This window comes from Pseudomonas sp. UW4 (assembly GCF_000316175.1).
Lineage (GTDB): Bacteria > Pseudomonadota > Gammaproteobacteria > Pseudomonadales > Pseudomonadaceae > Aquipseudomonas > Aquipseudomonas laurylsulfatiphila.
In genome coordinates this window covers 4,869,584-4,892,506 of the sequence record NC_019670.1, presented here as the reverse complement: position 1 = coordinate 4,892,506, position 22,923 = coordinate 4,869,584, and the positions used below count along the sequence as shown (strand labels likewise).

At 60.2% G+C, this 22,923-nt stretch carries 20 protein-coding genes; 15 read left to right on the top strand and 5 right to left on the bottom strand.

The genetic code is table 11. The features are described 5' to 3' along the window. The first annotated feature begins 40 nt into the window (after window positions 1-40). From PPUTUW4_RS21620 to PPUTUW4_RS21580, 9 genes are all read left to right on the top strand, one after another. Window positions 41-772 (top strand): response regulator transcription factor, encoded by a 732-nt coding sequence (locus tag PPUTUW4_RS21620; protein ID WP_015096574.1) that lies wholly within the window; start codon window positions 41-43, stop codon window positions 770-772. Further along, the gene (locus PPUTUW4_RS21615; RefSeq protein WP_007974430.1) at window positions 762-2,231 is read left to right on the top strand and encodes an ATP-binding protein; all 1,470 of its coding nucleotides are present in this window, start codon (window positions 762-764) and stop codon (window positions 2,229-2,231) included. The genes PPUTUW4_RS21620 and PPUTUW4_RS21615 overlap by 11 nt, the downstream gene beginning before the upstream one ends. A gap of 226 nt (window positions 2,232-2,457) precedes the next feature. Beyond that, on the top strand, window positions 2,458-3,717 hold the full coding sequence (locus PPUTUW4_RS21610) for an AGE family epimerase/isomerase (RefSeq protein WP_015096572.1): 1,260 nt from the start codon (window positions 2,458-2,460) through the stop codon (window positions 3,715-3,717). Between the two features lie 117 nt (window positions 3,718-3,834). Further along, a complete protein-coding gene (locus tag PPUTUW4_RS21605; protein WP_015096571.1) occupies window positions 3,835-5,133 on the top strand; it encodes an ABC transporter substrate-binding protein in 1,299 nt (432 codons plus the stop codon). A gap of 157 nt (window positions 5,134-5,290) precedes the next feature. Then, a complete protein-coding gene (locus tag PPUTUW4_RS21600) occupies window positions 5,291-6,199 on the top strand; it encodes a sugar ABC transporter permease (RefSeq protein ID WP_007974433.1) in 909 nt (302 codons plus the stop codon). Next, on the top strand, window positions 6,192-7,037 hold the full coding sequence (locus PPUTUW4_RS21595) for a carbohydrate ABC transporter permease (protein WP_007974434.1): 846 nt from the start codon (window positions 6,192-6,194) through the stop codon (window positions 7,035-7,037). The genes PPUTUW4_RS21600 and PPUTUW4_RS21595 overlap by 8 nt, the downstream gene beginning before the upstream one ends. Before the next feature lie 4 nt (window positions 7,038-7,041). Then, a complete protein-coding gene (locus tag PPUTUW4_RS21590; RefSeq protein ID WP_015096570.1) occupies window positions 7,042-8,202 on the top strand; it encodes an ABC transporter ATP-binding protein in 1,161 nt (386 codons plus the stop codon). 192 nt (window positions 8,203-8,394) lie between these two features. After that, the gene (locus tag PPUTUW4_RS21585; RefSeq protein WP_015096569.1) at window positions 8,395-9,741 is read left to right on the top strand and encodes a carbohydrate porin; all 1,347 of its coding nucleotides are present in this window, start codon (window positions 8,395-8,397) and stop codon (window positions 9,739-9,741) included. A 114-nt stretch (window positions 9,742-9,855) separates the two neighbouring features. Next, complete coding sequence (locus tag PPUTUW4_RS21580) at window positions 9,856-10,710, top strand: D-hexose-6-phosphate mutarotase (protein ID WP_015096568.1); 855 nt, start codon at window positions 9,856-9,858, stop codon at window positions 10,708-10,710. A gap of 125 nt (window positions 10,711-10,835) precedes the next feature. Here PPUTUW4_RS21580 and PPUTUW4_RS21575 read toward each other — a convergent pair whose 3' ends face one another. Continuing rightward, window positions 10,836-11,696 carry a MurR/RpiR family transcriptional regulator gene (locus tag PPUTUW4_RS21575; protein WP_170948639.1) on the bottom strand — a complete coding sequence of 287 codons (861 nt, stop codon included), beginning with the start codon at window positions 11,694-11,696 and terminating at the stop codon, window positions 10,836-10,838. A 226-nt stretch (window positions 11,697-11,922) separates the two neighbouring features. Between PPUTUW4_RS21575 and zwf the strand changes: the two genes are divergently transcribed. From zwf to PPUTUW4_RS21560, 3 genes are read left to right on the top strand one after another with little or no spacing between them, the layout of a single operon-like run. Beyond that, on the top strand, window positions 11,923-13,392 hold the full coding sequence (gene zwf, locus PPUTUW4_RS21570) for a glucose-6-phosphate dehydrogenase (RefSeq protein WP_015096567.1): 1,470 nt from the start codon (window positions 11,923-11,925) through the stop codon (window positions 13,390-13,392). Further along, entirely contained in the window at window positions 13,379-14,092 is a 714-nt protein-coding gene (gene pgl / locus PPUTUW4_RS21565; protein WP_015096566.1) for a 6-phosphogluconolactonase, read from the top strand. Before zwf ends, pgl begins: the two co-directional genes overlap by 14 nt. Window positions 14,093-14,109: 17 nt before the next feature. After that, window positions 14,110-14,775 carry a bifunctional 4-hydroxy-2-oxoglutarate aldolase/2-dehydro-3-deoxy-phosphogluconate aldolase gene (locus tag PPUTUW4_RS21560; RefSeq protein WP_015096565.1) on the top strand — a complete coding sequence of 222 codons (666 nt, stop codon included), beginning with the start codon at window positions 14,110-14,112 and terminating at the stop codon, window positions 14,773-14,775. Between the two features lie 300 nt (window positions 14,776-15,075). Here the strand turns inward: PPUTUW4_RS21560 and PPUTUW4_RS21555 are convergent, their stop codons facing one another. Next, entirely contained in the window at window positions 15,076-16,257 is a 1,182-nt protein-coding gene (locus PPUTUW4_RS21555) for an aminotransferase class V-fold PLP-dependent enzyme (RefSeq protein ID WP_015096564.1), read from the bottom strand. Between the two features lie 20 nt (window positions 16,258-16,277). Next, a complete protein-coding gene (locus PPUTUW4_RS21550) occupies window positions 16,278-16,514 on the bottom strand; it encodes a DUF3820 family protein (protein WP_003227425.1) in 237 nt (78 codons plus the stop codon). A gap of 202 nt (window positions 16,515-16,716) precedes the next feature. Here PPUTUW4_RS21550 and PPUTUW4_RS21545 point away from each other — a divergent pair, with 202 nt between their 5' ends. Then, window positions 16,717-17,184 (top strand): PA2169 family four-helix-bundle protein, encoded by a 468-nt coding sequence (locus PPUTUW4_RS21545; protein ID WP_015096563.1) that lies wholly within the window; start codon window positions 16,717-16,719, stop codon window positions 17,182-17,184. 125 nt (window positions 17,185-17,309) lie between these two features. Here PPUTUW4_RS21545 and PPUTUW4_RS21540 read toward each other — a convergent pair whose 3' ends face one another. Together PPUTUW4_RS21540 and PPUTUW4_RS21535 are read right to left on the bottom strand one after the other, a co-directional pair. Then, window positions 17,310-17,780, bottom strand: a complete 471-nt coding sequence (locus PPUTUW4_RS21540) for a MaoC family dehydratase (protein ID WP_015096562.1) — start codon at window positions 17,778-17,780, stop codon at window positions 17,310-17,312. Between the two features lie 41 nt (window positions 17,781-17,821). Then, a complete protein-coding gene (locus PPUTUW4_RS21535; protein ID WP_015096561.1) occupies window positions 17,822-18,766 on the bottom strand; it encodes an alpha/beta hydrolase in 945 nt (314 codons plus the stop codon). Window positions 18,767-19,005: 239 nt separating this feature from the next. On the opposite strand from PPUTUW4_RS21535, the gene fadD2 reads away from it, so the two are divergent. Next, window positions 19,006-20,694, top strand: coding sequence for a long-chain-fatty-acid--CoA ligase FadD2 (fadD2, locus tag PPUTUW4_RS21530; protein WP_015096560.1), 1,689 nt, complete (start codon window positions 19,006-19,008; stop codon window positions 20,692-20,694). 385 nt (window positions 20,695-21,079) lie between these two features. After that, window positions 21,080-22,780 (top strand): long-chain-fatty-acid--CoA ligase FadD1, encoded by a 1,701-nt coding sequence (gene fadD1 / locus PPUTUW4_RS21525; RefSeq protein ID WP_015096559.1) that lies wholly within the window; start codon window positions 21,080-21,082, stop codon window positions 22,778-22,780. The last annotated feature ends 143 nt before the right edge of the window (window positions 22,781-22,923 follow it).

Genomic DNA, 22,923 nt, shown 5'->3' with positions numbered 1-22,923 from the left:
GCATAATCCGCCCAATTCAAACAACAAGGATGCCTTCGAAGTGAGCTCAGTCAACAAGTCGATTTTGTTGGTCGATGACGATCAAGAGATACGCGAGTTGCTGGACACCTACCTGACTCGCGCCGGGTTCCAGGTGCGTGCCACTGCCGATGGCGCCGGTTTTCGCCAGGCGCTGAACGAGGCGCCGGCCGACCTGGTGATCCTTGACGTGATGCTGCCCGACGAAGACGGCTTCAGCCTGTGTCGCTGGATTCGCCAGCATCCGCGCCAGGCGCAGGTGCCGATCATCATGCTCACCGCCAGTTCCGACGAAGCCGACCGTGTCATCGGCCTGGAACTGGGCGCCGACGATTACCTCGGCAAGCCGTTCAGCCCACGGGAATTGCAGGCGCGGATCAAGGCGTTGCTGCGCCGCGCGCAGTTCGGTCAGGAACGGAGCGGCGGTGAGGTACTGGCCTTCGATGACTGGCGCCTGGACATGGTCAGCCATCGGTTGTTTCACATCGATGGTGAAGAGGTAATTCTCTCGGGTGCCGACTTCGCGCTGCTGAAACTGTTCCTCGACCATCCGCAGGAAATCCTCGACCGCGACACCATCGGCAACGCGACCCGTGGCCGTGAACTGATGCCGCTGGATCGCATCGTCGACATGGCGGTCAGCCGGTTGCGCCAGCGCTTGCGCGACACGGAAAAGCCGCCACGGTTGATTCGCACCGTGCGCGGCAGCGGCTATCAACTGGCGGCCAATGTGGTTGCCGGCAATGGCCACTGAGATGTTGCGCAAGCTCGCCGCCAGGGTGCCGATGCCGCGTTCGCTGCTCGGGCGGATGTTGCTGTTGACCTTGCTGGCCGTGCTGTTTGCCCAAGCGCTGTCGAGCGTGATCTGGGTGTCGCAACTGCGCGCCACACAGCTCGAGGGCCTGGTGACCAGCGCCCGCAGCCTGGCCCATTCGATGACGGCCAGTGTCAGTTATTTCCGTTCGTTGCCGGTGGCGTTTCGGCCTCTGGTGCTCGATCAGTTGCGCAGCATGGGCGGCACCCGGTTCGTGGTCACGCTCAACGACAAACCCCTGGGCATGGAAGTGCTGCCCATCACCCCGCGCAAAGAGGCGGTGCTCAAGGCGGTGGACGAGGTGCTGCGCCAGTCCCTCGGCCAGGACACGGACATCTCGGTGACCTTCGTCAGTCCGGAAGACCTGCGCATCTTCAATGGCGGCCTGAAACTCGATGAGTTGCCACGCTCCTGGGCGCACTACGCGTTGACTCTGGAACCGGTGAACCCACCAGTACTGGTCACGCAGATCCAGATGGCACCGGGCGAATGGCTGTACATTGCCTCGCTGTTGCCCGAGCCCTACACCAGTCTTGAAGAGCAGGGCCTGCCGGCGCAGCAGGTGTGGTTCATCGTCCTGACCAGCGGCTTTCTGCTGTTGTTCATCGGTCTGCTGGTGCACTGGCAGAGTCGTCCGCTCAAGCGCCTGGCGCGGGCCGCGCGCGATCTGTCGCTGGGTGCCGACGTGGAACCGGTGGCCGAGGGCGGTGGCAGCGAAGTGGTCGAGGTCGGGCGCGCCTTCAACACCATGCGCGAGCGCATCAGCCGTTACCTGACCGAGCGCAGCCAGTTGTTCAGTGCGATCTCCCACGACTTGCGCACGCCGATCACCCGTTTGCGCCTGCGCGTTGAATTGCTCGAAGACGAAACGCTGCAAGCCAAGTTCGGGCGCGATCTGGACGAGCTCGAATTGCTGGTCAAGGGCGCGCTGCAATGCGTGAAGGACACCGACATCCACGAGAACATCGAGCCGGTGGACCTCAACCATGTGCTCGACTGTCTGGTGGAACCGTACCTTGCGCCCAACGGCAATGGTCGCGTGACCCAGCAGGGGCGGGCGCTGGCGGCGTATCCGGGCAAACCCCTGGCGCTCAAGCGCTGCATCGGCAACCTGATCGACAATGCGTTGAAGTACGGGCAGAACGCGCACCTGCACATCGATGACGATGACCGCGCGTTCATCCTGCATGTCGATGATGAAGGGCCCGGCGTGCCGGAGCAGCGGCTGGAGCAGGTGTTCGAACCGCATTTCCGTCTGGCCGGGCAGCAGCAGGGGTATGGGTTGGGGCTGGGGATTGCCCGCAACATTGCCCATAGCCATGGCGGCGAGGTCAGCTTGCAGAACCTGCGTGAAGGCGGGTTGCGGGTGACCTTGCAGTTGCCGCGCAGTGTCGACTAGTCAGACCGCGTTATCGTTCTTCGCGAGCAGGCTCGCTCCCACATTGGATTTGTATAAGACGCAACCCCTGTGGGAGCGAGCCTGCTCGCGAAGGCGTTAGAAGATTCAACACATCCCTCAAGATAAATGTCACGGTCTGGTGACATAACCCACCCCCTTCGTTACAAGCCGACCTTCGTCCGTTGTTTAGACTGCCCCTCAGTCATAACAACAAAAAAGGTACGCCATGGACACCCTCCAACCCGCCTTCAGCAGTTGGCTGAACGCACCTGCCCATCAGCAATGGCTCGCCGCCGAAGGCCTGCGCCTGTTGAGCTTTGCCAAGGCTTCCAAACTCCCAGAAGGCTTTGGCAACCTCGATGAAAAGGGCCGCCTCCCGGCCGATGCGCAAGCCCAGACCATGAACACCGCTCGCATGACCCACAGCTTCGCCATGGCCCATATCCAGGGCTTGCCGGGCTTTGCCGAGCTGGTCGATCACGGTGTTGCGGCCCTACGTGGTCCGTTGCGCGATGCGGTTCACGGCGGCTGGTTCGCCACTGCCGACCATCGCGACGGCAACACCGGCAAGAACGCCTACCTGCATGCCTTCGTCGCGCTGGCTGCCAGTTCTGCGGTGGTCGCACAGCGTCCCGGTGCGCAAGCCTTGCTCGATGGTGCCATCGACATTATCGACACCTGGTTCTGGAGTGAAGAGGAAGGCGCGATGCGCGAATCCTTCAATCGCGACTGGAGTGAAGAGGAGGCGTACCGGGGCGCCAACAGCAACATGCACGCCACCGAAGCCTTCCTCGCCCTGGCCGATGTCACGCAAGACAAACGCTGGTTGTGCCGCGCCCAGCGCATCGTCGAACGCGTGATCCATGGTCACGCCGCTGCCAACGATTACCTGGTGATCGAGCATTTCGACCGCCACTGGCAGCCACTGCGGGACTACAACCGTGACAATCCGGCGGACGGTTTTCGCCCCTACGGCACCACCCCGGGACACGGTTTCGAGTGGGCGCGGCTGTTGCTGCATCTCGAAGCTTCGCGGGTGAGCGCCGGGATGCTCACGCCGGGCTGGCTGGTCACCGACGCGCAAAAACTCTTCGAGCACAACTGTCGTCACGGCTGGAACATTGATGGCGCGCCGGGGATTGTCTACACCCTGGATTGGGACAACAAAGCGGTGGTCCGCCATCGCCTGCACTGGACCCATTGCGAAGCCAGTGCCGCCGCCAGTGCACTGATCAAACGCACGGGTGAAGTGCAGTACGAACAGTGGTACCGCCTGTTCTGGGAATTCTGTGACAGTCATTTCATCGACCGCTGTGATGGCAGCTGGTATCACGAACTCGATCCGCAAAACCGCCCGAGTGCCGACATCTGGCCCGGCAAGCCTGACCTTTACCACGCCTGGCAAGCCGTGCTGATTCCGCGCCTGGCGCTGGCGCCGAGCATGGCCACGGCGCTGGCGCAGTTGTCCCAGAGCGGTTCTATGTAACCATGCGGTGACATTCGCGCATCCCTTCGTTACCTGCGAGGGGATATCCCCTGTTTAGAATCTTATGCAGCGCAAGCAACAGACTTGCATGCATAACAACAAGAAAGGTGCTCCTAGATGAATGCGATTTCTCGCCTCGCTACTGTCATTTCTCTCGCTTCCCTGTCTGCGCTCCCCCTCAGTGTCCTGGCCGCCGAATCCAAAGGTTCCGTTGAAGTCGTTCACTGGTGGACCTCCGGTGGTGAAAAAGCAGCGGTCGATGTCCTGAAGGCTCAAGTCGAAAAAGACGGCTTCACCTGGAAGGACGGCGCAGTCGCCGGTGGCGGCGGTTCCACGGCCATGACCGTACTCAAGAGTCGCGCCGTAGCCGGCAACCCGCCAGGCGTGGCGCAGATCAAGGGTCCGGACATCCAGGAGTGGGGCAGCACCGGCCTGCTCAGCACCGACGCGTTGAAAGACGTTTCCAAGGCGGAAAACTGGGATGGCCTGCTGTCGAAGAAAGTCTCCGACACCGTAAAGTACGAAGGTGATTACGTTGCCGTGCCGGTGAACATCCACCGCGTCAACTGGCTGTGGATCAACCCGCAAGTGTTCAAGAAAGCCGGGATCGAAAAAGCCCCGACGACCCTCGAAGAATTCTATGCCGCCGGTGACAAGCTCAAGGCCGCAGGCTTCATCGCGCTCGCCCACGGCGGTCAGCCTTGGCAGGACAGCACCGTGTTTGAAGACGTGGTGCTCTCGGTCATGGGCGTCGACGGCTACAAGAAAGCCCTGGTCGACCTGGACCAGAAAACCCTGTCCGGCCCGGAAATGACCCAGTCGTTCGCCGAGCTGAAAAAGATCACCACCTACATGGACCCGAACCGCGCCGGTCGTGACTGGAACATCGCCGCCGCTGAAGTCATCAACGGCAAGGCCGGCATGCAGATGATGGGCGACTGGGCGAAAAGCGAGTGGACGGCAGCCGGGAAAGTCGCGGGCAAGGACTACCTGTGTGTAGCGTTCCCGGGCACTGAAAAGGCCTTCACCTACAACATCGACTCCCTGGCGGTGTTTAAGCTCAAGGCTGATCGCAAGGGCGACATCGCTGCCCAGCAAGACCTGGCCAAGGTCGCTTTGGGCACCGACTTCCAGAAAGTCTTCAGCATGAACAAGGGTTCGATCCCGGTGCGTAACGACATGCTGGGCGAAATGGACAAGCTCGGTTTCGACGAGTGCGCCCAGAAGTCGGCGAAGGACTTCATCGCGGACGACAAGACCGGCGGCCTGCAACCGAGCATGGCGCACAACATGGCCACCTCCCTGGCCGTGCAGGGCGCGATCTTCGACGTGGTCACCAACTTCATGAACGACAAGAACGCTGACCCGGCCAAGGCCAGCGCCCAACTGGCTTCGGCTGTCAAAGCTGCCCAGTAATCCCTGACACAGCCTGACCCAATGTGGGAGCGGGCTTGCTCGCGAATGCCGTCTGACATTCAACATTAATGTCGACTGACACATCGCTTTCGCGAGCAAGCCCGCTCCCACAAGGGGCCACCGTGTCGATTCATTTCTCTAAACCTGGATTATCCCGATGAGCTCTGTGGCGGTTTTCAGCAAAGCCTCACCGTTCGATGCGCTGCAACGCTGGCTACCCAAACTGGTACTCGCGCCGAGCATGCTGATCGTGTTGGTTGGCTTCTACGGTTACATCATCTGGACGTTCATTCTGTCCTTCACCAATTCCAGCTTCATGCCGAGCTACAAGTGGGTCGGCCTGCAGCAATACATGCGCCTGATGGACAACGACCGCTGGTGGGTCGCGAGCAAGAACCTCGCGGTGTTCGGCGGCATGTTCATCGGCATCAGCCTGGTGCTGGGCGTGTTCCTCGCCGTGCTGCTGGACCAGCGCATTCGCAAGGAAGGCTTCATCCGCACCGTCTACCTGTACCCGATGGCGCTGTCGATGATCGTCACCGGTACCGCCTGGAAATGGCTGCTCAACCCTGGCCTGGGCCTGGACAAGATGCTGCGTGACTGGGGTTGGGAAGGCTTCCGTCTCGACTGGCTGGTGGATCAGGATCGCGTCGTCTACTGCCTGGTGATCGCCGCCGTATGGCAAGCCTCCGGGTTTGTCATGGCGATGTTCCTGGCCGGCCTGCGCGGTGTCGATCAATCGATCATCCGTGCCGCGCAAGTCGATGGTGCGAGCCTGCCGACCATCTACCTGAAGATCGTCCTGCCGAGCCTGCGTCCGGTGTTCTTCAGTGCCTTCATGATCCTGGCGCACATCGCGATCAAGAGCTTCGACCTGGTCGCGGCGATGACCGCGGGGGGGCCGGGTTATTCATCCGACCTGCCGGCGATGTTCATGTATTCCTTCACCTTCAGCCGTGGCCAGATGGGCATCGGTTCGGCCAGCGCCATGCTGATGCTCGGCGCCGTACTGACCATCCTTGTGCCGTACCTGTACTCCGAGCTGCGAGGCAAACGCCATGACTAATCAACTCGGAAAATCGGGCATCAGTTTCAGCCGCATCGCGATCTACGCCACCCTGCTTTTGGCAGCGGCGGTGTACCTGATCCCGCTGGTGGTGATGCTGCTGACCAGCTTCAAATCCCCGGAAGACATCCGCACCGGCAACCTGCTGAGCTGGCCGACCGTGATCGACGGCATCGGCTGGATCAAGGCCTGGGACGTGGTCGGCGGCTACTTCTGGAACTCGGTGAAAATCACCGTGCCGGCGGTGCTGATCTCGACCTTCATCGGCGCGATGAACGGCTACGTGCTGTCGATGTGGCGCTTCCGTGGCTCGCAGTTGTTCTTCGGCCTGTTGCTGTTCGGCTGCTTCCTGCCGTTCCAGACCGTGCTGCTGCCGGCCTCGTTCACCCTCGGCAAATTCGGCCTGGCCAATACCACCACCGGCCTGGTGCTGGTGCACGTGGTCTACGGCCTGGCGTTCACCACGCTGTTCTTCCGCAACTACTACGTGAGCATTCCGGATGCGCTGGTCAAGGCCGCAAGGCTCGATGGCGCGGGCTTCTTCACGATCTTCCTGAAAATCCTGCTGCCGATGTCGATCCCGATCGTGATGGTCTGCCTGATCTGGCAGTTCACCCAGATCTGGAACGACTTCCTGTTCGGCGTGGTCTTCGCCAGCGGCGATGCCCAGCCAATTACCGTGGCCCTGAACAACCTGGTCAACACCAGCACCGGGGCCAAGGAATACAACGTTGATATGGCCGCCGCGATGATCGCCGGGCTGCCGACACTGCTGGTCTACATATTCGCTGGCAAGTATTTCCTGCGTGGGCTGACGTCCGGCGCGGTCAAGGGGTAGAAAGATGGCAACTCTCGAATTACGCAACGTCAACAAGACCTACGGCCCCGGCTTGCCGGACACCCTGAAAAACATCGAACTGAAAATCGATGACGGTGAGTTCCTGATCCTGGTCGGCCCGTCGGGCTGCGGCAAGTCGACCTTGATGAACTGCATCGCCGGCCTGGAAACCATCAGCGGCGGCGCGATCCTGGTGGACGACGCCGACATCAGCGGCATGAGCCCCAAGGATCGTGACATTGCCATGGTGTTCCAGTCCTACGCGCTGTACCCGACCATGAGCGTGCGCGACAACATCGCCTTCGGCCTGAAGATCCGCAAAATGCCGACCGCGGAAATCGACGAAGAAGTCGCTCGGGTTTCCAAGCTGTTGCAGATCGAACACCTGCTCAGCCGCAAGCCCGGCCAGCTCTCCGGTGGTCAGCAACAGCGCGTGGCGATGGGCCGAGCATTGGCGCGGCGGCCGAAGATTTATCTGTTCGACGAGCCGCTGTCCAACCTCGACGCCAAGCTGCGGGTCGAGATGCGCACCGAAATGAAACTGATGCACCAACGCCTTAAAACCACCACGGTCTACGTGACCCACGACCAGATCGAAGCCATGACCCTGGGCGACAAGGTGGCGGTGATGAAGGACGGGATCATCCAGCAGTTCGGTACACCGAAGGACATCTACAACAACCCGGCCAACCTCTTTGTGGCGAGCTTCATCGGTTCGCCACCGATGAACTTCATCCCGCTGCGCCTGCAGCGCAAGGACGGTCGCCTGCTGGCACTGCTCGACAGTGGCCAGGCCCGTTGCGAGCTGCCGCTGGGCATGCAGGACGCAGGCCTGGAAGACCGCGAAGTGATACTCGGCATGCGCCCTGAACAGATCATCCTGGCCAACGGTGAAGCGAACGGTTTGCCGACCATTCGTGCCGAAGTCCAGGTCACCGAACCGACCGGGCCGGACACCCTGGTCTTCGTCAACCTCAATGACACCAAGGTCTGCTGCCGCCTGGCGCCGGATGTGGCGCCTGCTGTGGGGGAGACCCTGACCCTGCAATTCGATCCGGCGAAAGTGCTGCTGTTCGATGCCAAGACAGGGGAGCGTTTGGGCGTTGCCGGCGCGCCAAATGCCGAGACGCATGCTGACAACGTCGCACAGTTCAAAGGTAGATAGAGATCAATGTGGGAGCGAGCTTGCTCGCGATAGCGGACTGACATTCAACATCGTTGTCACCTGATACACCGCCATCGCGAGCAAGCTCGCTCCTACAGGGGGGGATTCGCAATGCACGGCCTGTCGCGCATTGCACCGGATGTAACCGCGTTAAAAAAGAAAAGTTAATAACAATAAAACGAGGATGTAGGGATGAAGATGAAGAACAAGGCCCGGTTGATCTGCCAGGTTTCAGCAGCGGCAGCACTGGTTCTGGCCGGCAATGCGATGGCCGATGAGGCGTTCAGCTCCGACTCCAGGTGGATGACGGGCGATTGGGGTGGCGAGCGTACCAGGCTGATCGAGCAAGGCATCGACATCAAGATGGACTACGTCGGTGAAGTCGGCGGCAATCTGCATGGCGGCTTCAACGATGACAAGACCGCGCGCTACGCCGACCAGTTTGGCCTGGGCGCGGCGCTGGACCTGGAAAAACTGTTCGGCTGGGACAATACCCAGGCCAAGATCCAGCTTACCAACCGTAACGGCGAGAACATCTCCAACGACCGTATCGGTGACCCGCGTGCCGGCACCTTGAGCTCCTCCCAGGAAGTCTACGGTCGTGGCCACATGGTGCGTCTGACCCAGTTGTGGATTCAGCATCAGTTCTTCGACAACAAACTGGACGTCAAGGCCGGTTACTTCGGTGAAGGTGAAGACTTCAACACCTTCCCGTGCGAATTCCAGAACCTGGCGTTCTGCGGATCCCAGGTCGGTAACTGGGCCACCAACATCTGGTACAACTGGCCGGTCAGCCAGGCGGCGATCCGCGTGAAGTACCACATCAATGACGAGCTCTACGCCCAGATTGGTGCGTACAACCAGAACCCGACGCAACTGGAACACGGTAACGGCTTCAAGCTCAGCGGCAGTGGTACTGAGGGCACCGTGTTGCCGGTCGAACTGGTCTGGTCGCCGAAGGTCAACAACCTGCCGGGCGAATACCGTGTCGGCTACTACAAAAGCACGGCCAATGCCGACGACGTTCTCAAGGACGACAACGGCCAGGACGCAGCGACCACCGGCAACCCTTATCGCGTCCACGATAGCAAGCACGGCTACTGGTTCGTCGCGCAGCAGCAACTCACCAGCCACAATGGCGATGCATCCCGTGGTCTGAACATCGCGGCCAACGCCACTTTCCACGACAAGGACACCAACTTCATCGACAACTACCAGTCGCTGATGTTCGTGTACAAGGGCCCGTTCGACGCACGTCCAAAGGATGACGTGGGCATCGGTTTCGCCCGTATCCATGTCAACGATGACGTGAAGAAAAACGCTGAACTGACCAACGTGGCCAACGGTGTTTCGGAATACGACAATCCGCTGTTCTCGCCCATTCGTGAAACCGAATACAACTACGAGATCAACTACGGCTTCCACGTGACCAACTGGCTGACCGTACGTCCCAACCTGCAATACGTCACTCACCCGGGTGGTGTGGATGAAGTCGACAACGCGCTGGTGGCCGGCCTGAAAATTCAGTCGGTGTTCTAACGCGTCTGCGATAAGCTTCTCTCCATGTGCGCATATTTGCGGACAGCCATGGCTGTCCGCTTTTTTTTGCGGGCCGCGCACCCCGGTGACAGATGATTTTCAGGACCGTGGCACATGCTTGAGCATCCGCTACAACGCTTCTTCAAATCCTTGCGCGAACGTCCGGTGTTCGCGTGGGAGCGCTATCAGATGCGCGACGTGCTGGTGATCGATCATCCGCTGTGTCAGGCGGTGTTCAGTCGGCAGGGCGCGCAGTTGCTGCACTTCCAGCCCAAGGGGCAAAAGCCCTGGCTGTGGTGCGCGGCAAAGTGGCCGCAGGTCGGCGCCATTCGCGGTGGTGTGCCGGTGTGTTGGCCCTGGTATGGCCGGCATCCGAGCGAAAACGCCTGGCCGTCCCATGGCTGGGCGCGGCTGCTCGACTGGAAGCTGCTCGAAAGCAACAGTGACGACGAAGGCGTGCGGTTGCACTGGCAGCTGAAGTTGTGCGACTGGCAGGTGGACCTGCACGCCCATCTGGGAGAGCGAATGGACTTGCGCCTGAGCACCGAGCATCAGGACGACATGCCGTGCCAGATGAGCCAGGCTTTGCATGCTTACTGGCGTATTGGCGATGTCAGTGAGATAGCGCTGTCTGGGCTCGAAGGAGCGCAGGGTTATGACCAGTTGAGCCGACAGGTGTGTCAGCAGGAAGGCGAGTTGCGCGTGGACGGCGGTTGTCAGCGGGTGTTCCAGCATGACGGCGAATTGCAGCTCAACGACCACGCCTGGCAGCGGGCGTTGTGCATCGACACTGGCGAAACGGCCGACACGGTGGTGTGGCATCCCGGTTCGCGGCCGTTGCTCGGCGTGACCTGGAACGAGATATCCGAATTCGTTTGCGTAGAGGCAGCGAGTGGCGGCACCGACAGTCTGTGCCTGAAACCTGGGGAGCGGGCGCATCTGAGTTTGCAGGCGCGGGTGGGGGTTTAGTTCAGCATCTGTGGTGCTCCGTATACCGCCATCGCGAGCAAGCTCGCTCCCACATTTGGAATGCATTCCCCTGTGGGAGCGAGCTTGCTCGCGATGAGGCCATTCAGGGCGATGGAGATGCTGGATTAATTAAACTCATCCCCAACCGGATACCGGCTGGCATTCAGGCTCTCCTTGATCTTGCGCAAATGCGGCTGGAAATCCACGCCCCGACGCAAGGTCATGCCAGTGGCAAGCACGTCCAGCACGGTCAGCTGGATGATCCGCGACGTCATCGGCATGTAGATGTCGGTGTCTTCCGGCAGCGGAATGTTCAGGCTCAGGGTGCTGGCCTTGGCCAGCGGCGAGTTCTCGGCGGTCAGGCCCAGCACCGAGGCGCCGTTTTCCCGGGCAATCCGCGCCACTTCCACCAGTTCGCGGGTGCGACCGGTGTAGGAAATGATCACGAACAGCTCGCCGGTATGGGCCACCGAGGCAATCATGCGCTGCATCAACACATCCGCGTGGGCCGTGACGGCGAGGTTGAAGCGGAAGAACTTGTGCTGCGCATCCAGTGCCACCGGGGCCGAGGCGCCGAGGCCGAAGAAGTGGATCTGCCGGGCCTGGATCAGCAGGTCGACGGCGCGGCTGATCAGGTTCGGGTCCAGTGCCTGGCAGGCGCTGTCCAGCGAGGCGATGGCGCTGCCGAAGATCTTCTGGGTATAGGCCTCCGGATTGTCATCGGCCTCCACCGCGCGGCTGACGTACGCGGCGCCACTGGCCAGGCTCTGGGCCAGTTGCAGCTTGAGTTCGGGGTAGCCGCTGACGCCGAACGAACGGCAGAAACGGTTGACCGTCGGTTCGCTGACTGAGGCGGCCTGGGCGAGGGCGGCGATGCTGAAGCGGGTGGCCTGCTGCGGGTTGAGCAGGATCACCTCGGCGACTTTGCGTTCGGCCTTGTTCAGCTCTTCAAGGCGATTCTGGATCTGCTCCAGTAAATTTCGCACGCGGTCCATATAAGTATCCTTTACAGCTGCGCCAACAAGCGCGCGGCTAATGCAAAAAGGGCCTTTGGTGAGGCCCATAACGGTGGCCTATCCTACTGATGGCTCAGACCGACCACCACTCGGAATCTGTATTTTGCGAAAATGTTGTGGTTATTACTACATTTTCCCTTGAGTGATGCCTTGAAAAAAGGTATTTGTAGCTTAACTTGATAAAAGAACAAACATCATGCTCTCGATTACGGTTGAACCGTGCACCTTTGCCTTGTTCGGCGCCCTTGGCGATCTGGCCTTGCGCAAGCTGTTTCCTGCCCTTTATCAACTCGACGGCGCTGGCCTGTTGCACGAGGACACGCGAATCATCGCGCTGGCCCGTGAGCCGGGCAGCGAGCAGGAACACCTGACCTTCATTGCCTCCGAGCTGCGCCGCTATGTCGGTGCCAAAGAGCTGGACGAAGCCGTGGTCGAGCGTTTTCTGGCGCGCCTGAGCTACCTACACGTCGACTTCCTCAAGTCCGAAGATTATGTGGCCCTGGCCGAAGTGGCCGGCACCACGCAACGGGTCATTGCCTACTTCGCCACGCCGGCTGCCGTCTACGGCGCGATCTGCGAGAACCTGGCCAAGGTCGGCCTGGTGCAAAACACCCGTGTGGTGCTGGAAAAGCCCATCGGTTCGGACCTGGAATCCTCGCGCAAGGTCAACGACGCCGTGGCGCAGTTCTTCCCGGAGAACCGCACCTACCGCATCGACCACTACCTGGGCAAAGAGACCGTCCAGAACCTGATCGCCCTGCGTTTCGCCAACAGCCTGTTCGAAACCCAGTGGAACCAGAACTACATCTCCCACGTGGAAATCACCGTGGCCGAGAAGGTCGGCATCGAAGGCCGCTGGGGTTACTTCGACAAGGCCGGCCAGCTGCGCGACATGATCCAGAACCACCTGCTGCAACTGCTCTGCCTGATCGCCATGGACCCGCCGGCCGACCTGTCCGCCGACAGCATCCGTGACGAGAAGGTCAAGGTGCTCAAGGCCCTGGCGCCGATCAGCCCGGAAGGCCTGACCACCCAGGTGGTGCGCGGCCAGTACATCGCCGGCTACAGCGAAGGCAAAGCGGTGCCGGGGTACCTGGAAGAACCCAATTCCAACACCCAGAGCGATACTGAAACCTTTGTCGCCCTGCGTGCCGACATCCGCAACTGGCGCTGGGCCGGCGTGCCGTTTTACCTGCGTACCGGCAAGCGCATGCCGCAGAAGCTGTCGCAGATCGTCATCCATTTCAAGGAACCGTCGCACTACATCTTCGCTCCCGAGCAGCGCCTGCAAATCAGCAACAAGCTGATTATCCGCCTGCAACCGGACGAAGGCATTTCCTTGCGTGTGATGACCAAGGACCAAGGCCTGGACAAAGGCATGCAGCTGCGCAGCGGTCCGTTGCAGCTGAATTTTTCCGACACCTGGAGCAGCGCACGGATTCCCGATGCCTACGAGCGGTTGTTGCTGGAAGTAATGCGCGGCAATCAGAACCTGTTTGTCCGTAAAGATGAAATCGAAGCCGCGTGGAAGTGGTGTGACCAGTTGATCGCCGGGTGGAAAAAATCCGGTGATGCGCCCAAGCCGTACGCGGCCGGGTCCTGGGGGCCGATGAGCTCCATTGCTCTGATCACGCGGGACGGGAGGTCGTGGTATGGCGATATCTGATTTGAAACTGCCGCAGGGCGTCAGCGCCCATGGGTTCAAGAGCCCGGTGCTGCTGGCTGAAAGCCTGGCACTGAGCGTGGCGAAAAAACTGAGCGACGCGATCGACGCACAGGGCACTGCGACCCTGGTGGTCTCCGGTGGCCGCAGTCCGGTGGCGTTTTTCCAGCACCTGGCCAGGCAGTCGCTGGACTGGTCGAACGTGGTGGTCAGCCTGGCCGACGAGCGCTGGGTGCCGGTGGAGCACGCCGACAGCAACGCGGGCCTGATCAAGCGTTATCTGTTGCAAGGTCCTGCGGCCAAGGCGCAGTTCCTGAGCCTGTACAGCGCCAGCGCCAACCTTGAACAGGCAGCAGAACAGGCCGACCGCTTGTTGTCCGAACTGCCGGCGATCGACGTGCTGATCCTCGGCATGGGTGATGACGGCCACACCGCGTCGCTGTTCCCCAACAGCCCGAACCTTGCCGAGGCATTGCAGGCCGATGGTGTCCGTCGTTGTTGGCCGATGCTGGCGCCGACTGTGCCGCATCAGCGCCTGACCATGAGTCGCGCGCTGCTGGCCTCGGCCAAACACAAGGTTCTATCGATTTCCGGTCAGTCCAAGCTGACCACCCTGAGTACCGCACTGGCCGGCGACGATGTCGCCGCAATGCCGGTGCGCGCATTTCTGCAACCCACGTTAGAGATTTTCTGGTGCCCATGAGCCAAGGAACAGCCGCTATGACAAACCCATCCCCGACCGTTTCCATGGCGGACAAAGTTGCCCTGATCGATAGCCTCTGCGCGAAAGCACGGATCCTGCCGGTGATCACCATCGCCCGCGAGCAGGACGTACTGCCGCTGGCCGACGCGCTCGCGGCTGGTGGCCTGACAGCCCTGGAAGTGACCCTGCGTTCGCAATTCGGCCTCAAGGCCATCCAGATTCTGCGCGAGCAGCGTCCGGAACTGGTGACCGGTGCCGGCACCGTACTGGATCGCCACATGCTGGCGGCGGCGGAAGCGGCGGGTTCGCAGTTCATCGTCACGCCGGGCATCACCCGCGACTTGCTGGAAGCCAGTGTCGCCAGCCCGATCCCACTGTTGCCAGGCATCAGCAATGCCTCGGGCATCATGGAAGGCTACGGTCTGGGTTACCGCCGCTTCAAGCTGTTCCCGGCCGAAGTCAGCGGTGGCGTTGCGGCCATCAAGGCGTTGGGCGGCCCGTTCGGCGAAGTGAAATTCTGCCCGACCGGCGGCGTGGGACCTGCCAACATCAAGAGCTACATGGCGCTGAAAAACGTCATGTGCGTGGGCGGTAGCTGGATGCTTGATCCGGAATGGATCAAGAACGGCGACTGGTCCCGCATTCAGGAATGCACCGCCGAGGCCCTGGCGCTGCTGGACTGATCGCTTCACCCTACACTTCGTTGTGTGTTCTACGGCTTTACGGTGCGCTTGGTCGGTGCACCGTTTTTTTTTGCCTGAAAAAAATGGCCTGGATCGGCTCATACCCCCTGTGGGAGCGAGCTTGCTCGCTATGACGGTGACGAGTGGCGGGGGGAAGACAGTTGCTCCCACAGGTTCGGCGCTAACCCTTGTAGGAGCGAGCCTGCTCGCGAAAAACCCGAGGGCGACACTGGGCATCAGGTTTCACCCGCTATCGTTCACGACCATCGCGAGCAAGCTCGCTCCCACAATGGTGAGTGTTCAGCGCAGTTCTTTCAGCGCGATGATCAACTGCTGCATATGGTCGGCAGTGCTGGTCAATCCCGGTGTCACGCGGATGCACGGCCCGCAAGCCGCGCCACTGCGCACCACGGTGAACAGGTTGTAGTCGTTGAGCAGCCTTTCGACCATCACCTGTTGATCGGCCTGTTGGGTAAAGCGCATCGAGGTGATGCCGCAATACAGCCGTGGATCATCCGGGGTCAACACCTCGATGCCCGGAAGTTCGCGAACTTCGCGCACCCACAGGTTGCGCAGATAATTGAGCCGCGCGCCCTTGGCCGCGGCTCCTCCCATCGCCCAATGTTCTTCGAGCACCAGCGGCAGGGTCAGCAGCGCCGGGATGTTGGGGGTGCTGTACGAGGTTCGGGCGCGGATGTCAGTGGGCGGGAAATGCATTTCGCCCATGTCCGGGTCGATGTCGGCCAGGCGTTCGGGGGCGATGTAGATATAGCCAAGCGTCAGCGGTGCACCGATCCACTTGTGCAGATTGTAGCCGGCGAAGGCGATGCCCAGTTCGCTCAGGTCAAACTCGAGTTGGCCGAGGGCATGGGCACCGTCGAGGATGACGTCAATCCCCTGTTCCTTCGCCGCGGCCGCAATCGCCTGCACCGGCATTACCAGGCCCGTGCGATGGGTGACGTGGGTCAGGGCCATCAACTTCAGCCTTGGGTGCCGTGCGAAGGTTTCGCGGTAGGTGTTCAGCAGACTGTCGAAGGTTGCCGGGTGTGCGTGTTCGATTTCGATCACTTCAACGCCGCGATTACGCGCCAGCCAGCGCATGGCGCCTTTGACCGTGTCGTATTCAAGATCGCAAACCAGTACCTGATCGCCGGGCTGCAGCCGGTTGTAGTTGCGGATCAGCGACTGCAAACCTTCCGACGCGTTGCGGGTCAGGGCGATGCTGTCGCCGGGGACGCCTGTCAACCTGGCCAGTTGCGCGCGGATCTTCAGGCTGTCGCCCTGTTCGAAGCGCTGACGTACGTACACCGAATTGCTGCGATTGATCAGCTCGATGTTGCGTTGGTACTCCTCGACGACCGTGCGCGACATGCGACCGAAGTAACCGTTCTCCAGGTTGAGCGGGCCGGGTTCGACATCGTAGCGGTCGGCAAAGGTTTGCCAGAAGGCTTCATCACGGGCGCGGCGGGTGTTGTCAGGCATGAGGGTGCTCGGTAGGTGATTCAGTGACGCGGGGCCGGTTTGCCGTGTTTGGCGCGCAGCGGTTCGAGCAAGTCCGACAACCCGTTGTGATCGATTTCCTGCATCAGGGCCAGCAAGCCGCCCAATTCGCCGTGCGGGAAACCCTCCCGGGCGAACCAGTTCAGGTAAGGGCCGGGCAGGTCGGCAATGATTCGACCCTTGTATTTGCCGAAGGGCATTTCACGGGTGATCAGCAGTTCGAGCTTTTCAGGATTCATCGATCGGTCGTCTTGATTCAGTCAGTCTGGAAAATACAGGCATTCTGCATGCAGGCCAAATGACAGATCATGCAAATAAAGCGGATACAGATTTTTTGTTAATGGATAACTGTTTGAAAAATAACGATTAGTTAAGCGATTCCGAGCTGGCATGCAGGGTGCAGTACTCATTGCATCTTTCATCAACCGAAGGAATTGAAAAATGACTGACATGAATAAAGAAGCGATTTCTGTACTCAATGACCTGATTGAAACCAGCAAGGACGGTCAGGCCGGGTTCAAGACTTGCGCTGAAGACATCAAGCACCCTGAACTCAAAACCCTGTTTATCAATCGTTCGACCGATTGTGCTACGGCTGCTGCGGAGTTGCAGTCCGCGGTGCGTTCGATGGGTGGCGATCCGGAAACCTCCACCAGTGTCAGCGGTGACCTGCACCGCCGCTGGGTCGACGTGAAGTCGATGTTCACCGGTAAAGACGAGGAGGCCGTGCTCAATGAAGCCGAGCGCGGTGAAGACCATGCATTGAAGGCTTATCGGGATGCCATGGAGAAGATCAACAAGCACAACCTGGTGGGCATTCGTGACCTGGTTGAGCGCCAGTACCATGGTGCGCAACGCAATCACGATCAGGTCAAGGCCCTGCGTAACCAGGCGCGTGCGCGTTCGTAAGCCTGGCTGAAACCACTGTGGGAGCGAGCTTGCTCGCGATGAGGGCCTGACATTCAACATTGATGTTGACTGATCTGGCGCTATCGCGAGCAAGCTCGCTCCCACATTGTTTTTTAACTGGTCAATCAGCCGATGCTGATCGCCGGCAGTTCCGTCAGCGTCACGCTCTGTTGCTTGCGTGGCGCGAGGATTTCCGCTTCGCCATCCACCACCAGTTCATCACGTTGATTGAACACACGAGTGGCAATGCGTACGCGAAACTTCGGCAGCTTTTCCAGAATTTCCAGGCGCACGGTCAGGGTGTCGCCGATCTTCACCGGTTTCTGAAAGCTCATTGTCTGACCGATATAGATGGTCCCCGGCCCAGGCAATTGGCAGGCGACCGCCGCGCTGATCAACGCACCGCTGAACATGCCGTGGGCGATGCGCTCCTTGAACATGGTGCTGGCGGCGTATTCGGCATCCAGGTGCACCGGGTTGTGATCGCCGGACATCGCGGCGAACAACTGGATGTCACGCTCTTCGACCGTCTTGCTGAAGCTGGCGGTCTGGCCCACTTCGAGGGCTTCGTAAGGGGTGTTGGTAACCTGGGTCATCTGTCTCAATTCCTGTGACGAATTAAAAAATCCACAAAAAACTATTCGGATCGGTGCGGCCGAGGGGTGCTCAAGGCCTGGGCGATCCAGTTCAGCACATCGGCGACGATTTCATCGCGGTTGCTCTCGTTGAACAGTTCGTGCCGGGCCTGCGGGTAAACGGTCAGTTGCAGGTGCTGGCTGCCGGCCGCCCGCAACGCGTCGGCCAGATCCTTCAGACGTTTGCCTTCGCTCACCGGATCACATTCACCGCCAATCACCAGCAGCGGCAGGCCCGGGTCGATCTGGGCGAGATTGGACGCTTTGCTGATTTGCTGCAAGCCACCGAGCAAATCGATCCACAGTTGATTGGTGCAGCGGAAACCGCAGAGCGGGTCGTTGACGTACAGGTCGACCTGCGCCGGATCACGGCTGAGCCAGTCGAACGGCGTGCGTGCCGGTTTGAATTTGTTGTTGAACGAACCGAACGACAGCCATTCGATCAATGCGCTGCGGCCTTTACCGCCCTGGCGCAGGCGTTCGAAACGGGCGATTTGCCGTGCCGCGCGATAAAGCGCCACGGGCTGGAAGTTCGAGCCGCTGAGGATTGCCCCGTGCAGGCTGGCACTGTGGTGCAGCAGATAGGCCTGGGCTATGTAACTGCCCATGCTGTGACCGAGCAGCACAATCGGTGTGCCAGGGTGCTGCTGGCCGATGTGCTGGTTGAGGCACGCCAGGTCGCTGACGACCTTGCACCAGCCGTCGTCATCGGCGAAATGCCCCAGGGTCCCGTTTTCGGCAGTTTTGCCATGTCCACGCAGGTCCGGCGCACACACGCCGTAGCCCTGATCACAGAGTTTTTGCGCAAGGGCTCCATAACGGCCGCTGTGTTCGGCCATGCCATGGGCCAGCAGAATCATTGCCTTGAGGCTGCCATCGGGTAGCCACTGGTTGACGAAGAGGCGGCTGTGGTCGCTCGTGGTCAGCCAGAAAGTGTCATGGATCATGGCGGTTCCTTTGCACTGAGTCGTTGCATTGTATAGCGCATCCCGTTGCGTGCGTCTGATCAGCCCACAGCAAGGCTGGAAGATTCACACGATCAATGACGGCTTCGGGCATATTTGCCTGAATCGCCATAGCTGCTAGTGTCCGTGAAGCTCCGCTTTTCGCTTTCTGCCTTTGAGGGATCAGGGAGAAATGACAGAAAAGCGGCCCCGGATAGATTCAGGTAAAGAGGACAAGAACAATGCAACCTGATTTCTGGAATGACAAACGCCCGGCCGGCGTCCCCCTGGATATCGATCTGGGAGCCTACAAGTCGGTGATCGAGGTGTTCGAGCGTTCCTGCAAGAAGTTTGCTGACCGCCCTGCGTTCAGCAACATGGGCGTGACCCTGACCTACGCCGAACTGGAACGCCAGAGCGCTGCCTTCGCCGGCTACCTGCAAGCCCACACCGACCTGGTGCCGGGTGACCGCATCGCGGTGCAGATGCCCAACGTCCTGCATTACCCCATTGCCGTTTTCGGCGCCTTGCGCGCCGGGTTGATCGTGGTCAACACCAACCCGTTGTACACCGCGCGGGAAATGCGTCACCAGTTCAAGGATTCCGGTGCCCGGGCGCTGGTGTACTTGAACATGTTCGGCCAGAAAGTCCAGGAAGTGCTCCCCGATACCGACATCCAGTACCTGATCGAAGCGAAGATGGGCGACCTGATGCCCACCGCCAAGGGTTGGCTGGTCAACACTGTGGTGAGCAAGGTCAAGAAGATGGTTCCGGACTATTCCTTGCCCCAGGCCGTCTCTTTCAAGAGCGCATTGCGCATGGGCCGTGGCCTGGGCATCAAGCCGCTGAAGGTCGGCCTCGACGACATCGCCGTGCTGCAATACACCGGTGGCACCACCGGCCTGGCCAAGGGTGCGATGCTGACCCACGGCAACCTGGTGGCGAACATGCAGCAGGCACGGGCCTGCCTCAGTCAGTCGGCCAGCGACGGTCAGCCGCTGCTGCGTGAAGGCCAGGAGGTGATGATCGCACCGCTGCCGCTGTACCACATCTATGCCTTCACAGCGAACTGCATGTGCATGATGGTGACGGGCAACCACAACGTGCTGATCACCAACCCACGGGACATCGCCGGCTTCATCAAGGAGCTGAAGAACTGGCGGTTCTCGGCGCTGCTGGGGCTCAACACACTGTTCGTTGCGCTGATGGATCACCCGGATTTCAAGACCCTGGACTTCTCCAGCCTCAAGCTCACCAACTCCGGCGGCACTGCGTTGGTCAAGGCCACCGCCGAGCGTTGGGAACAACTGACCGGTTGCCGCATCACCGAAGGTTACGGCCTGACCGAAACCTCGCCGGTGGCTTGTACCAACCCGTATGGCGAGCAGTCCCGGATCGGCACGGTCGGCCTGCCGGTGCCGGGCACCACGCTGAAAGTCATCAGCGATGACGGCGTCGAACAACCTTTGGGTGAGCGCGGCGAGTTGTGCATCAAGGGTCCGCAGATCATGAAGGGCTACTGGCAGAAACCTGAAGCCACGGCCGAAGTGCTGGATGCCGAGGGCTGGTTCAAGTCCGGTGACATTGCGGTGATCGATCCGGACGGTTTCGTGCGCATCGTTGACCGCAAGAAGGACATGATCATTGTCTCGGGTTTCAACGTGTACCCGAACGAAATCGAAGACGTGGTGATGGCTCACCCGAACGTCGCCAACTGTGCGGTCATCGGTGTGCCTGACGAACGGTCGGGGGAGGCGGTGAAGCTGTTCGTGGTGGCCCGTGAAGCGGGCGTCAGCCTTGAAGAACTGAAGGCTTACTGCAAGGAGAACTTCACGGCGTATAAAGTACCGAAGCACATCGTGCTGCGCGAATCGCTGCCGATGACGCCGGTGGGCAAGATCCTGCGGCGGGAGTTGCGTGATATCGCCTGATCGGTGAATGGCCGCGCTTCGCGCGGATCGCGGGCAAGCCACGCTCCCACAGATTCACTGTTGTGCACACACTTTGTGTACGACGCGAACCTTGTGGGAGCGGGCTTGCCCGCGATGCTTTTCGGCGTACGCTAGAGCCCATGAATTCCGTGGCTTTCAGGGCTTTATAGGTTTTTTGCTCTAAAATGACTGCTTGTAAGTCTTGAGTCACAAATGTGACCGTAGAGGCCGCTTTTGGCTCTAGTCGACCCTTGGCAAAGCTGCTACTCTCGGCGCGCTTTGTGACTTCTCGGCCTTCTGTCAGCCAGATTCACCAATGACCAAACACCAATAATAATCGCATCAAATGCGGTGCTGAATTCGCGTTGCTGAGGAGTGGGCTTCCATGATCGAAGACTTTTGGAAGGATAAGTACCCAGCTGGGATTGCTGCTGAGATCAATCCAGACGAGTATCCGAATATTCAGGCAGTGTTGAAGCAATCCTGCCAACGCTTCGCCAACAAGCCGGCATTCAGCAACCTGGGCAAGACACTCACCTACGGTGAACTGTACGAATTGTCCGGTGCGTTTGCCGCTTACCTGCAACAGCATACCGATTTGCAGCCTGGCGATCGAATCGCCGTGCAACTGCCCAACGTGTTGCAGTACCCGGTTGCCGTCTTCGGCGCCATCCGCGCCGGGCTGATCGTGGTCAACACCAACCCGCTGTACACCGCGCGGGAGATGGAACACCAATTCAACGACTCCGGTGCCAAGGCCCTGGTCTGCCTGGCCAACATGGCGCACCTGGCTGAAGCCGTGGTGCCGAAAACCGGCGTCAAGCACGTGATCGTCACCGAAGTCGCCGACCTGCTGCCGCCGCTCAAGCGCCTGCTGATCAACAGCGTCATCAAGTACGTGAAGAAGATGGTGCCGGCCTATCACTTGCCAAAAGCCGTCAAGTTCAACGACGTGCTGAGCAAAGGCCAGGGCCAGCCAGTGGCCGAAGCCAATCCGGCCAGCAGCGATGTCGCGGTGCTGCAATACACCGGCGGCACCACCGGTGTGGCCAAGGGCGCGATGCTGACCCACCGCAACCTGGTGGCGAACATGCTGCAGTGCAAGGCGCTGATGGGTTCCAACCTCAATGAAGGTTGCGAGATCCTGATCACGCCGCTGCCGCTGTACCACATCTATGCCTTCACTTTTCACTGCATGGCGATGATGCTGATCGGCAACCACAACATCCTGATCAGTAACCCGCGTGACCTGCCGGCGATGGTCAAGGAACTGTCGAAGTGGAAGTTCAGCGGCTTCGTCGGTTTGAACACACTGTTCGTGGCCTTGTGCAATAACGAAGGCTTCCGCAAGCTGGATTTCTCCGCGCTGAAAGTCACCTTGTCGGGCGGCATGGCCCTGCAACTGGCCGCGGCCGAACGCTGGAAGGCGGTCACCGGTTGCGCCATCTGCGAAGGCTACGGCATGACTGAAACCAGCCCGGTGGCCACGGTCAACCCGATCCAGAACATCCAGATCGGCACCATCGGCATTCCGGTGCCGTCAACCCTGTGCAAAATCATCAACGATGCCGGTGTCGAACAACCGATGGGCGAAATCGGCGAACTGTGCGTTAAGGGGCCGCAGGTCATGAAGGGTTACTGGCAACGCCAGGAAGCCACCGATGAAATCCTCGACAGCGAAGGCTGGTTGAAGACCGGTGACATCGCGCTGATCCAGCCTGACGGCTACATGCGCATTGTCGATCGCAAGAAAGACATGATCCTGGTGTCCGGTTTCAACGTGTACCCGAACGAGCTCGAAGACGTGCTGGCGACCCTGCCGGGCGTGCTGCAATGCGCGGCCATCGGTGTGCCGGACGAGAAGTCGGGCGAAGCGATAAAGATTTTCATCGTCGTCAAGCCAGGCGTGACCCTGACCAAGGAGCAGGTGATGGAGCACATGCGCGCCAACGTCACCGGCTACAAAGTCCCGCGCTCCGTGGAGTTCCGCGATGCACTGCCGACCACCAACGTCGGCAAGATCCTGCGTCGTGAATTGCGCGATGAAGAGCTGAAGAAGATCAACGCGAAGAAAGCCACCGCGTAACCGACAAAAAGCCCCGCAGATGCGGGGCTTTTTTGTTTGTCTGAATGCTTGGTGGCGCCTGTCAGACCGCTTTCGCGAGCAAGCCCGCTCCCACATTTAACCGGGTTCCTCCAGGAGAAATGCGATCAAATGTGGGAGCGGGC

Bases quoted from the DNA above. Each gene is read 5' to 3' on its own strand.
- fadD1 (WP_015096559.1), top strand. From the start codon at position 21,080: ATGATCGAAGACTTTTGGAAGGATAAGTACCCAGCTGGGATTGCTGCT.
- PPUTUW4_RS21540 (WP_015096562.1), bottom strand. From the start codon at position 17,780: ATGACCCAGGTTACCAACACCCCTTACGAAGCCCTCGAAGTGGGCCAG.
- PPUTUW4_RS21615 (WP_007974430.1), top strand. From the start codon at position 762: ATGGCCACTGAGATGTTGCGCAAGCTCGCCGCCAGGGTGCCGATGCCG.
- PPUTUW4_RS21610 (WP_015096572.1), top strand. From the start codon at position 2,458: ATGGACACCCTCCAACCCGCCTTCAGCAGTTGGCTGAACGCACCTGCC.
- PPUTUW4_RS21560 (WP_015096565.1), top strand. From the start codon at position 14,110: ATGACAAACCCATCCCCGACCGTTTCCATGGCGGACAAAGTTGCCCTG.
- fadD2 (WP_015096560.1), top strand. From the start codon at position 19,006: ATGCAACCTGATTTCTGGAATGACAAACGCCCGGCCGGCGTCCCCCTG.
- PPUTUW4_RS21555 (WP_015096564.1), bottom strand. From the start codon at position 16,257: ATGCCTGACAACACCCGCCGCGCCCGTGATGAAGCCTTCTGGCAAACC.
- PPUTUW4_RS21535 (WP_015096561.1), bottom strand. From the start codon at position 18,766: ATGATCCATGACACTTTCTGGCTGACCACGAGCGACCACAGCCGCCTC.
- PPUTUW4_RS21550 (WP_003227425.1), bottom strand. From the start codon at position 16,514: ATGAATCCTGAAAAGCTCGAACTGCTGATCACCCGTGAAATGCCCTTC.
- PPUTUW4_RS21545 (WP_015096563.1), top strand. From the start codon at position 16,717: ATGACTGACATGAATAAAGAAGCGATTTCTGTACTCAATGACCTGATT.
- PPUTUW4_RS21605 (WP_015096571.1), top strand. From the start codon at position 3,835: ATGAATGCGATTTCTCGCCTCGCTACTGTCATTTCTCTCGCTTCCCTG.
- PPUTUW4_RS21590 (WP_015096570.1), top strand. From the start codon at position 7,042: ATGGCAACTCTCGAATTACGCAACGTCAACAAGACCTACGGCCCCGGC.
- PPUTUW4_RS21580 (WP_015096568.1), top strand. From the start codon at position 9,856: ATGCTTGAGCATCCGCTACAACGCTTCTTCAAATCCTTGCGCGAACGT.
- PPUTUW4_RS21600 (WP_007974433.1), top strand. From the start codon at position 5,291: ATGAGCTCTGTGGCGGTTTTCAGCAAAGCCTCACCGTTCGATGCGCTG.
- zwf (WP_015096567.1), top strand. From the start codon at position 11,923: ATGCTCTCGATTACGGTTGAACCGTGCACCTTTGCCTTGTTCGGCGCC.
- PPUTUW4_RS21585 (WP_015096569.1), top strand. From the start codon at position 8,395: ATGAAGATGAAGAACAAGGCCCGGTTGATCTGCCAGGTTTCAGCAGCG.
- PPUTUW4_RS21595 (WP_007974434.1), top strand. From the start codon at position 6,192: ATGACTAATCAACTCGGAAAATCGGGCATCAGTTTCAGCCGCATCGCG.
- pgl (WP_015096566.1), top strand. From the start codon at position 13,379: ATGGCGATATCTGATTTGAAACTGCCGCAGGGCGTCAGCGCCCATGGG.